9 protein-coding genes are annotated in these 11,073 nt (G+C 69.6%); 5 read left to right on the plus strand and 4 right to left on the minus strand.

The genetic code is table 11. The features are described from left to right. Positions 1-98: 98 nt before the first annotated feature. Positions 99-1,046: a heme o synthase gene (locus GA0115259_RS20580; RefSeq protein WP_093599221.1), complete on the minus strand. Its 948-nt coding sequence runs from the start codon at positions 1,044-1,046 to the stop codon at positions 99-101. Positions 1,047-1,441: 395 nt separating this feature from the next. On the opposite strand from GA0115259_RS20580, the gene tkt reads away from it, so the two are divergent. The 5 genes from tkt to pgl are packed head-to-tail and all read left to right on the plus strand — an operon-like array spanning position 1,442 to position 8,030. Beyond that, complete coding sequence (tkt, locus tag GA0115259_RS20585; RefSeq protein ID WP_093599224.1) at positions 1,442-3,517, plus strand: transketolase; 2,076 nt, start codon at positions 1,442-1,444, stop codon at positions 3,515-3,517. Positions 3,518-3,551: 34 nt separating this feature from the next. Then, entirely contained in the window at positions 3,552-4,670 is a 1,119-nt protein-coding gene (tal, locus tag GA0115259_RS20590; protein WP_093599227.1) for a transaldolase, read from the plus strand. Between the two features lie 5 nt (positions 4,671-4,675). Continuing rightward, positions 4,676-6,208 (plus strand): glucose-6-phosphate dehydrogenase, encoded by a 1,533-nt coding sequence (gene zwf / locus GA0115259_RS20595; protein ID WP_093599230.1) that lies wholly within the window; start codon positions 4,676-4,678, stop codon positions 6,206-6,208. Then, the gene (gene opcA / locus GA0115259_RS20600) at positions 6,205-7,251 is read left to right on the plus strand and encodes a glucose-6-phosphate dehydrogenase assembly protein OpcA (protein ID WP_093599233.1); all 1,047 of its coding nucleotides are present in this window, start codon (positions 6,205-6,207) and stop codon (positions 7,249-7,251) included. The genes zwf and opcA overlap by 4 nt, the downstream gene beginning before the upstream one ends. After that, complete coding sequence (pgl, locus tag GA0115259_RS20605) at positions 7,248-8,030, plus strand: 6-phosphogluconolactonase (protein WP_093599236.1); 783 nt, start codon at positions 7,248-7,250, stop codon at positions 8,028-8,030. Before opcA ends, pgl begins: the two co-directional genes overlap by 4 nt. Positions 8,031-8,118: 88 nt before the next feature. Here pgl and GA0115259_RS20610 read toward each other — a convergent pair whose 3' ends face one another. The 3 genes from GA0115259_RS20610 to GA0115259_RS20620 form a co-directional block, all read right to left on the minus strand. Continuing rightward, a complete protein-coding gene (locus GA0115259_RS20610; protein WP_093599239.1) occupies positions 8,119-8,958 on the minus strand; it encodes a poly-gamma-glutamate hydrolase family protein in 840 nt (279 codons plus the stop codon). Between the two features lie 93 nt (positions 8,959-9,051). Further along, positions 9,052-10,584 (minus strand): PH domain-containing protein, encoded by a 1,533-nt coding sequence (locus GA0115259_RS20615; protein ID WP_093599242.1) that lies wholly within the window; start codon positions 10,582-10,584, stop codon positions 9,052-9,054. 65 nt (positions 10,585-10,649) lie between these two features. Further along, positions 10,650-11,073 (minus strand): PH domain-containing protein (locus GA0115259_RS20620; protein WP_107469233.1); only part of this gene is annotated, 424 nt, incomplete at its 5' end.

Here is an 11,073-nt window from a genome sequence, read left to right on the forward strand (position 1 = left end):
CGGGACGCGTGGCATCGGCCACGCGTCCCGCCCGTCGCGAGTTCTGGAGTCCTGCGGCCCGGCGGTGGGCTAGGGCGTGTTTCGAAAGTCCACACGCCCTAACGCAGGAAAGGATCCACGGCCACCGCCACGAAGAGCAGCGACACATAGGTGATGGACCAGTGGAACAGCCGCATCTCCTTGAGCTTGCCGCCCGTCTCACCGGCCTTGGCGCGGGCGTGGAGACCGTGTGCCTCCCACAGCCACCAGCCGCCCGCCGCCAGCGCCACCGCCGTGTAGAACCAGCCGGTGTAGCCCAGCGGCGTCAGCAGCAGCGAGACGGCGACCATCACCCAGCTGTAGCCGACGATCTGGCGGGCCACCACACGGTTGGTCGCGACGACCGGGAGCATCGGCACGCCGGCGCGCTCGTAGTCCGCCTTCACCTTCATCGACAGCGGCCAGTAGTGCGGCGGCGTCCAGAAGAAGATGACAAGGAAGAGGATGACGGCGGCCCAGGACATCGAGCCGGTGACGGCGGACCAGCCGATCAGCACCGGCATACAGCCGGCGATCCCGCCCCAGACGATGTTCTGCGCGGTACGGCGCTTGAGGATCATCGTGTAGACGACGACATAGAAGAGGAGCGCGCCCAGGGAGAGCGCCGCCGAGAGCCAGTTGACCAGAAAACCGAACCAGAGCGTCGAGCCCACGGTCAGCGCGAGGCCGAAGACCAGTCCCTCGCGGGGCGAGACCATGCCGGTCACCAGAGGACGCTGTGACGTACGGTCCATGAGCGCGTCGATGTCGCGGTCGATGTACATGTTCAGCGCGTTGGCGCCACCGGCGGAGAGATAGCCGCCGACACATGTGGTGACCACCAGCCACAGATCGGGCACGCTCCCGGCGGCCAGGAACATCACCGGAACGGTGGTGATGAGCAGCAGCTCGATGATCCGCGGCTTGGTCAGCGCCACGAATGCTTTGACACGGGCCCCGAACGGCCGATGGCCTCCCGGACTCGGAGTCTGGACGACCCCAGCGGGTCGGGACTCGACGGCCGTCACGCACACCCCTGACAGAGAAATCCCAGCAAGCTCCGGGCCTGCGGCCCCGGTGATGACTTGCGCGTACCACGCCACTCTAGACGTTGCCCAGATGCCGATCTTCGCGGGGGTTGGGATGGCATCCGAGGCGCCCGCAGGGCCGTCGCAGCAGGTCCGGGAGCGTCCGTATCGCCATGCCGGAAGTCCGCCTGAAGACCATCGGAAGACCGCCATATGACTGTCCGAAGACCGCCTTATGACCGCCGGGAGGCTGCCGAGAGGCGAAGTCCATCCCACCGCCGCACCCTGGTTACGCACGGGAAAGGTTGGGCCGGGCTACGAGGGTAGGCTCGACAGCGAACCGGTGCGCCCTCAGACACCGGGATTGGACATGTGGAGAGGAGCCCTGACTCAGGGTGAGCACCAAGCCGACCACCACAGACCTAGAGTGGACCGAACTGGACCGCCGGGCGGTCGATACCGTTCGTGTCCTGGCCATGGATTCCGTACAGAAGGTCGGCAACGGCCATCCCGGTACGGCCATGAGCCTGGCCCCTGCCGCCTATGTGCTCTTCCAGAAGCTCATGCGGCACGATCCCACCGATGCCCAGTGGACCGGGCGCGACCGGTTCGTCCTCTCGGCCGGCCACTCCAGCCTGACTCTCTACATCCAGCTCTATCTGGCCGGCTACGGCCTGGAGCTGAGCGACTTGGAGTCGTTCCGTACCTGGGGCTCGAAGACTCCGGGCCACCCGGAGTACGGGCACACCGTCGGTGTCGAGACCACCACGGGCCCGCTCGGCCAGGGTGTCGCGAACGCGGTGGGCATGGCGATGGCCGCCCGTTACGAGCGCGGTCTGTACGACCCGGACGCACCGGCGGGCACCTCACCGTTCGACCACACCATCTGGGCGATCGCCGGTGACGGCTGTCTCCAGGAGGGCGTCTCCGCCGAGGCGTCCTCGCTGGCCGGCCACCAGAAGCTCGGCAATCTGGTGCTGCTCTGGGACGACAACCACATCTCGATCGAGGGCGACACGGAGACCGCGGTCTCCGAGGACACCCTCAAGCGGTACGAGGCCTACGGCTGGCACGTCCAGCGCGTCGAGCAGCTTCCCGACGGCGATCTCGACCCGGCCGGGCTCTACCGGGCGCTCAAGGCCGCACAGGCCGAGACCGAGCGTCCCTCCTTCATCGCGGCCCGTTCGATCATCGCCTGGCCCGCTCCGCACGCGCAGAACACCGAGGCCGCGCACGGCTCGGCGCTCGGCGACGCGGAGGTCGCCGCGACCAAGAAGGTCCTCGGCTTCGACCCGGAGAAGTCCTTCGACGTCTCCGACGAGGTGCTCGCCCATACCCGTGAGGCCCTCGACCGCGGCCGTGAGATCCGCGGCGAGTGGGAGAAGTCCTTCGCCGCGTGGCGCACCGCCAATCCGGAGCGTGCGGCGACATTCGACCGCATCAGGGCCGGTGAACTGCCCACGGGCTGGGAGGAGAAGCTCCCGGCGTTCGAGGCCGGCAAGTCGGTCGCCACACGCGCCGCGTCCGGCAAGGTGCTCCAGGCGCTCGGCGCGGTCATCCCCGAGCTGTGGGGCGGCTCCGCCGACCTGGCGGGCTCGAACAACACCACCATCGACAAGACGTCGTCGTTCCTCCCGGTGGGCAATCCGCTGCCGGGAGCCGACCCGTACGGCCGCACGGTGCACTACGGCATCCGCGAGCACGCCATGGGCTCGACGATGAACGGCATCGCGCTGCACGGCAACACCCGTATCTACGGCGGCACTTTCCTGGTGTTCTCCGACTACATGCGCCCGGCCGTACGGCTGGCGGCGCTGATGCGGGTGCCCGTCACCTATGTCTGGACGCATGACTCGATCGGTCTGGGCGAGGACGGTCCGACCCATCAGCCGGTCGAGCACCTCGCCGCGCTGCGCGCCATCCCCGGGCTGAACATTGTTCGCCCGGCCGACGCCAACGAGACGGCGGTCGCCTGGCGCGAGATCCTCAGGCGGCACGACAAGGGCGCTCCGCACGGTCTGGCGCTCACCCGCCAGGGCGTGCCGACGTACGAGCCCAACGACGAGGCGGCCAAGGGCGGTTATGTGCTGTTCGACGCCGAGGGCGGCGCCCCTCAGGTCGTACTGATCGGTACGGGCTCCGAGGTACAGCTCGCCGTGGCGGCGCGTGAGCAGCTCCAGGCCGACGGCATCCCGACGCGAGTTGTCTCGATGCCTTCGGTCGAGTGGTTCGACGAGCAGGACCAGGCGTACAAGGACAGTGTTCTGCCGCCTTCCGTCAAGGCGCGGGTGGCGGTCGAGGCCGGCATCGGACTGACCTGGTACCGGTATGTGGGTCAGGCCGGCCACATCGTGTCGCTGGAGCACTTCGGAGCTTCGGCCGACGGCAAGGTCCTCTTCCGCGAGTTCGGTTTCACCGCGGAGGCGGTGGCTGCCGCGGCCCGGGAATCTCTGACGGATTCGGCGCGCTGACACCCGTATACGAACAGTAGGAGATGCAACTCTTATGACAGACGCACTCAAGCGCCTCTCCGACGAAGGCGTCGCGATCTGGCTCGACGACCTGTCGCGCACGCGCATCACGACCGGCAATCTCGCCGAACTGATCGATCAGCAGCATGTGGTGGGCGTGACCACGAACCCGTCGATCTTCCAGAAGGCGATCTCCCAGGGCAGCGGCTACGACGCCCAGCTCGCCGATCTCGCGGTCCGCAAGGTCACCGTCGAGGAGGCCGTCCGCATGATCACCACGGCGGACGTCCGTGACGCCGCCGACATCCTGCGTCCGGTCTTCGACGCGACGCAGGGCCAGGACGGCCGGGTCTCCATCGAGGTCGACCCGCGCCTGGCGCACAAGACCGAGGCGACGATCGCCGAGGCCAAGCAGCTCGCCTGGCTGGTGGACCGTCCCAACACCCTGATCAAGATCCCGGCGACGAAGGCCGGTCTCCCGGCCATCACCGAGACCATCGGCCGTGGCATCAGTGTCAATGTCACGCTGATCTTCTCGCTGGAGCGTTACCGCGAGGTCATGGACGCCTATATCTCGGGTCTGGAGAAGGCCAAGGCCGCCGGCCTCGATCTCTCCAAGATCCACTCGGTGGCGTCCTTCTTCGTCTCCCGCGTGGACACGGAGATCGACAAGCGGCTCGACGCGCTGGGCACGCCCGAGGCCAAGGAGGCCCGCGGCAAGGCGGCCCTGGCCAACGCGCGGCTCGCGTACGAGGCGTACGAAGAGGTCTTCGCCTCCGACCGCTGGGCGGCCCTGGACCGGGCGCAGGCCAATAAGCAGCGTCCGCTGTGGGCCTCGACCGGTGTGAAGGACCCGGCGTACAAGGACACGCTGTACGTCGACGAGCTGGTGGCCCCGAACACGGTGAACACCATGCCGGAGGCGACTCTGGACGCCACCGCCGACCATGGCGCCATCACCGGTGACACGGTGCGCGGTACGTACGACCAGGCGCGCGCGGATCTGGCGGCCGTCGCCGCGCTGGGCATCTCGTACGACGACGTCGTCCAGCAGCTGGAGGACGAGGGCGTCGAGAAGTTCGCGGTGTCCTGGAACGACCTGCTCAAGTCGACCGAGGCGGAGCTGAAGCGCCTCGCCCCTTCGGAGGGCTGATCCCCTTGACCGCAACCCACGGAGCGAATCCGCTCCGTGACGCCGCGGACCGACGGCTCCCGCGTATCGCGGGGCCGTCGGGCCTGGTCATCTTCGGTGTCACGGGCGATTTGTCCCGCAAGAAGCTGATGCCCGCGATCTACGACCTGGCCAACCGCGGTCTGCTCCCGCCGGGCTTCTCGCTGGTCGGTTTCGCACGCCGCGAGTGGAAGGACGAGGACTTCGCGCAGGAGGTCCACGACGCCGTCAAGGAGCACGCGCGTACGCCGTTCCGTGAGGAGGTCTGGCAGCAGCTCATCCAGGGGATGCGCTTCGTCCAGGGCGACTTCGGCGACGACGACGCGTTCGAGAATCTGCGGGCGACGATCGCGGACCTCGACAAGACGCAGGGCACCGGCGGCAACTTCGCGTTCTATCTCTCCGTACCGCCCAAGTTCTTCCCGCAGGTCGTCCAGCAGCTCAAGAAGCACGGGCTGGCGGACCAGAAGGAGGGCTCCTGGCGGCGCGCGGTCATCGAGAAGCCGTTCGGCCACGATCTGACCTCGGCGAAGCAGCTCAACAAGGTCGTCCACGAGGTCTTCCCGTCCAACGAGGTCTTCCGGATCGACCACTATCTGGGCAAGGAGACCGTCCAGAACATTCTGGCGCTGCGCTTCGCCAACACTCTTTTCGAGCCGATCTGGAACCGGTCGTATGTCGACCATGTCCAGATCACCATGGCCGAGGACATCGGCATCGGCGGCCGGGCCGGCTACTACGACGGCATCGGCGCCGCCCGCGATGTCATCCAGAACCACCTTCTCCAGCTGCTCGCGCTGACCGCCATGGAGGAGCCCGCCTCCTTCGACGCGGACGCGCTGGTCGCGGAGAAGACCAAGGTTCTGGGCGCGGTGCGGCTGCCCAAGGACCTGGGCGCAGACACCGTGCGCGGGCAGTACGCGGCGGGCTGGCAGGGCGGCCAGCAGGCCGTCGGCTATCTCGAAGAGGACGGGATCGACAGCAGGTCGAAGACCGACACCTATGCCGCGGTGAAGCTGCAGATCGACAACCGCCGCTGGGCGGGCGTCCCGTTCTATCTCCGTACCGGAAAGCGGCTCGGCCGCCGGGTCACCGAGATCGCGCTGGTCTTCCAGCGCGCTCCGCACTCTCCGTTCGACCACACCTCCACGGAGGAGCTCGGGCAGAACGCCCTGGTCATCCGGGTGCAGCCGGACGAGGGCGTGACGATGCGGTTCGGCTCCAAGGTGCCGGGCACCTCGATGGAGGTCCGGGACGTCTCGATGGACTTCGCGTACGGCGAGTCCTTCACGGAGTCCAGCCCCGAGGCGTACGAGCGGCTCATCCTCGATGTGCTGCTCGGCGACTCGAACCTCTTCCCGCGCCTGGAGGAGGTCGAGCTGTCCTGGAAGATCCTCGATCCAATCGAGGAGCACTGGGAGAAGCACGGCAGGCCCGCGCAGTACGAGTCCGGGACCTGGGGTCCGGTCGAGGCGGACGAAATGCTCGCACGAGACGGACGGAGCTGGCGTCGGCCATGAAGATCGACCTTACGGACACCACGTCCAGCAAGATCAACAAGGCGCTGGTGCAAGGGCGCCGGGCGATCGGCACACCTGCCGTCGGCATGGTCCTCACCCTGGTCATCGTCACCGACGAGGAGAACCAGTACGACGCGCTCAGGGCCGCCGACGAGGCGTCCCGCGAGCATCCGTCGCGCAAGCTGGTCGTCGTCAAGCGGGTCTCGCGCTCGGCGCGCGAACGGTCCAAGGCGCGGCTGGACGCCGAGGTACGGGTGGGCGCGGACGCGGGCACCGGTGAGACGGTCGTCCTGCGGCTGTACGGCGAGGTCATCGACCACGCCCAGTCGGTGGTGCTGCCGCTGCTGCTGCCCGACGCGCCGGTGGTCGTGTGGTGGCCGGTGAACGCTCCGGTCAATCCGGCCAAGGACGCGCTGGGCAAGCTGGCGCAGCGCCGGGTCACGGACACCCACGCGGCGGAGAACCCGACCGAGGAGCTGACGGTACGCGCCGACGCGTACACGCCGGGCGACACGGATCTGGCCTGGACGCGGATCACGCCCTGGCGTTCGATGCTGGCCGCCGCGCTGGACCAGGTGGACTGCGCGGTCACCTCGGTGGAGGTGGAGGGCGAGCAGCACAATCCGAGCTCCGAGCTGCTGGCCATGTGGCTGGCCGACCGGCTGCATGTACCGGTTCGGCGCTCCGTCTCCTCGGGCCCGGGCCTCACGGCCGTACGGCTGGAGACGAGCTGCGGTCCGATCAGTCTGCACCGGGCGGACGGCTCGCTGGCGACGCTCTCCATCGAAGGCCAGCCGGACCGCGCCGTGGCGCTGAAGCGGCGGGACACCTCCGAGCTGATCGCGGAGGAGCTGCGCCGGCTGGATCCGGACGACATCTACGCGTCGGCCCTGCGGTTCGGGGTGGAGCGGCTGGTCGGCGCGGCGGATCCGTCGTCCGCCGGAGCCGCCAACGGCTCAGGCGCGAGCGGCTCCGGCGAGGCGGACACGACCGCGGCCGGCCCGGCGAAGAAGGCTCCGGCCAAGAAGGCGGCGTCCAAGTGAGTGCCCCGCAGGTGGTCGTCCACCGGGACAAGGAGCTGATGGCCCAGGCCGCGGCGGCCCGGCTGATCACCAAGGTCGTGGACGCCCAGGCCGCGCGGGGCTCCGCCTCGGTGGTGCTGACGGGCGGACGCAACGGCAACGGGCTGCTGGCCGCGCTGTCGGCGGCGCCCGCCCGGGACGCGATCGACTGGGCACGGCTGGATCTGTGGTGGGGAGACGAGCGCTTCCTGCCGGAGGGCGATCCGGAGCGGAACATCACCCAGGCACGGGAGGCGCTGCTCGGCTCGGTGCCGCTGGATCCGTCCCGGGTGCATGCGATGCCGGCCTCGGACGGTCCGTACGGCAGCGATGTGGAGGCCGCGGCAGCCGCGTACGCCACAGAGCTCGCGGCGGCGTCCCGGCCGGAGGACCATGGTCCGGTGCCGACGTTCGACGTCCTGATGCTGGGAGTCGGGCCCGACACTCATGTCGCCTCGCTCTTCCCGGAGCTGCCCGGCGTACGGGAGACCGAGCGCACGGTGGTCGCCGTGCACGGCGCTCCCAAGCCGCCGCCGACCCGTATCTCACTCACGCTGCCCGCGATCCGCGCGGCCCATGAGGTCTGGCTGCTCGCGGCAGGCGAGGACAAGGCGAAGGCGGCGGAGATCGCCCTGTCGGGCGCGGGAGAGATCCAGGCTCCGGCGGCGGGCGCGTACGGCAGGAGCCGCACTCTGTGGCTGCTGGACGCGGCGGCGGCCTCGGGACTGCCGCGCGACCTCTATCCGCCGGCCTCGGCCTGACGGTCCGTCAGTACGGTGTGACGAAGGCCCGGTTCGCCTCCTTCAGGCGAGCCGGGCCTTCGCCCATCAGTCCGTATCAGTCGGGCAGTCAGAGGATGATCTGCTCGGCGGTCGCCTCCAGATTCGCGATCGCGGTACGGGCCGCGCCCACGAAGCTGTCGAAGACCGCGTTGGTGGAGCCGGGACGTCCCGCCCGGGTGAAGGTGCCGAACATGCTCTCGCGCAGCTCGGTGGTGATCTCCAACTGACCTCCCATGCCCAGGAGTGTCCGGTTGGCGATGTTCTGGGTCTGTACTCCGGCGAGGTCCGGCAAGGTCGAGCCGTCGATCGTCTGGAATCCGGCCGCGCCGAACGCCGAGTGCAGCAGCTGCTTGAAGCGGTCGTTGCGACCGCCCACCACGACGGCCTCGGGACGGTTCGCGGGCGCGCTGGTCTGGTCGGCCCGGCAGCCGTGGATGCTCAGTACGTTGAGACTGCCCGCGGCCAGGGAGAGCGCGACGGTGTCGTCGCAGTGCGACGCGGTGACATGCATCGTCCCGTTGCCGGTGGCCAGGAGCCCTTCGAACATCCAGTAGTCGTACACCGGACCGCCCGCCGGTGTGACCGCGAAGGTGGCCGGGTGGTAGCCGGCTATGCCGAGGCACAGCTCCGAGGTCCCGGGCTCGATGCCGCCGCCGTGCAGCGCCATGATGGCGGTACGCGGGTAGCGGTAGACCGTACCGAGGCTGTTGTCGAAGGTCTCGTGCCGCTTGTAGCGGCGGGCGAAGTCCAGGCCCTCGCGGCCCGCGAGCCGGGTGTAGAGCTCCGTGTTGGACGCGTAGTCATCGGCCGCGTACGCGGGTGAGGCGCCGACTCCGGTCAGCAGGGGCCCGCTCACGGCGGCGGTGGCCAGGGCGGCGAGGACTGTGCGACGGCTGGTCTGTGTCATGCCTCCATGATCCGGATCTCCCGCCGCAAAGGCGAGGCCTTTCCCGCGCCGCCCTTCCGCGCCACCTTTCCCGGCCGGACCGGAAAAGATCACTCACTGATCAGAACTGATCAGAAAGGGCTCCAGCAGACCGGGAACGGCCTCCGCCGCGAAGGCCAGGCCCTCGCCCTCCGCCGCGTCGTACACGTGGTACGCGCCGCCTCCGGCGGCCGTGGTCGCCGTCAGCGTCAGCAGGCCCGCGCGGCGCTGGAAGTAGGACTGCCGGACCGTCCAGCCGATCACTCCACCGCGCTGGAGGGCGACCGTCGTACGGCGCAGTGTGCCCGAGCGGGTCACCAGATAGCCGCCGCCGAGGCCATGGCCCAGATTGCGGTACGCGTCGAGCGCGAGCAGTACGGCGACCGGCAGCACGACCACGGCGATCACCGCCGCGACGGTCAGCAGCACCTCGGTCAGCAGCAGTCCGAGGACCGTGAGCAGCAGCAGCGGCGGCAGTGCGGCGGACAGGGCCCAGCGCAGCCTGCGCGCACGGGCAGCGCGAGGGTGCGGGACCAGTTGGACGGTCCGTGTCGGGGACACGGGCTCCCGCAGTATCCGCGCCGCCACCTCGTCCGCCACGGCGCGTGGCGCGGGCGGCAGCAGGCTCTTCTGGTCGGCCTGCTCGTCCTCCTCGTCCTGCGCGAGGCCCGTGGCGATCGCGTCCAGTCCGGCCGCGCCGGCCAGCCGGACACCGAGCGGCTCGACCAGCTCCACTCCGCGCAGCCGCCGCTCCTCGATGGAGACCGAGCGGGAGGTGAACAGCCCGCGCCGGACCCGCAGAGTGCCTCCGGGCTCCCGCTCCAGCCGGTAGTTCCACCACATCTCGACCCAGAGGGCGAGCGCGCCGACGATGCCCGCGATCCCGGCGGCCGCCATCAGCCCGACGAACAGCACGATCCCCCAGACGGGAGAGATGTCCCGCACCCGGTCGCCCGCCCAGTCGACCACTCGGCCCTGGACACCGAGCCACTCGCTGAGCTGGAACAGTCCGCCGATGCCCGCGCCGGCCAGCGCCAGACTGAGGAAGGAGAGCGGCGCGTACCGGATCCAGCCCGGATCGAGCGCCGCCAGCATGCCGTCGCCGGCGCCTCCAGCCGTACCGTCCGCCTCGGCGGCGCGGCCGAGCAGTTCCGTACGGAGCCGTTCGCCCTCGGCCCTGGTGACCGGATCGAGCTCCAGTGTGGACTCGCCCAGGGTCTGCTCACCGGTCCCTATCCGGACCTTCACCAGCCCGAGCAGCCGGAGCAGCGGATTGGCCGTGAGATCGACCGTACGTATCCGCTCGCGCGCCAGCGAGCGCCGTTTGACCAGGAAGAGACCGGTGTGCAGCTCGGCGCGCTCGGGCCCGATGCGGTACCGGGTACGGCGCCAGCGGACATAGTCACCGGCCGTGCCGAAGACGATCAGCAGCGCGGCGCCCACCAGTACCCAGCCGAGCGCCTCCCCGATCGGGCGGCTGCCCGAAAGGCCTATGGCGGCCGGCACACCGGCGCCCACGACGAATCCCGTCATGACCGCCACGGTGACCAGCACAGTGCGCCGGTCGAGCCGCCGCCAGTCCTCTTCACCGGCCGCCACGGCCTCCATCGCCGTCCCCGAGTCCGAGCCCAGGTCCGCTGAGCCCAAGCCCGCCGCGGTCTCTGCCCTCTCACTCATGTGGCGTCCCCGGGAGTCGCCTCGGTGATCCTGGTCAGCCGCTCGGCCAGCTCCGCGGCCAGCTCGTGGTCGAGCCCAGCGATCTGGACCGAGCCCTTGGACGACGCGGTGGTGACGATCACCGTCGACAGCCTGAAGAGCTGCTCCAGCGGACCGCGCACGGTGTCCACGGTCTGTATCCGGGACATCGGCGTGATCCGCCACTCCTGCCAGAAGAAGCCGGTACGGACATAGACCGCCTCCTCCGTCACCTCCCAGCGGTGCACCCTGAACCACCACACGGGTATCAGCGCCGTGCAGAGAAGGCCGAGCACCGCCAGCACGGCGGCCGGAACCAGCAGCCACGGCCGTGCGGGAGCGATGAGCGCTCCCAGCACGGCCAGTACTCCCGCCACCGCCACGGTCAGCGTCAGGCACTGC

The sequence above is a fragment of the Streptomyces sp. MnatMP-M17 genome (assembly GCF_900091995.1).
GTDB lineage: Bacteria > Actinomycetota > Actinomycetes > Streptomycetales > Streptomycetaceae > Streptomyces.

What these genes read in the sequence shown, in the direction of transcription:
- tal (WP_093599227.1), top strand. Translation starts at nt 3,552, where the DNA reads ATGACAGACGCACTCAAGCGCCTCTCCGACGAAGGCGTCGCGATCTGG.
- opcA (WP_093599233.1), top strand. Translation starts at nt 6,205, where the DNA reads ATGAAGATCGACCTTACGGACACCACGTCCAGCAAGATCAACAAGGCG.
- GA0115259_RS20610 (WP_093599239.1), bottom strand. Translation starts at nt 8,958, where the DNA reads ATGACACAGACCAGCCGTCGCACAGTCCTCGCCGCCCTGGCCACCGCC.
- GA0115259_RS20615 (WP_093599242.1), bottom strand. Translation starts at nt 10,584, where the DNA reads ATGGAGGCCGTGGCGGCCGGTGAAGAGGACTGGCGGCGGCTCGACCGG.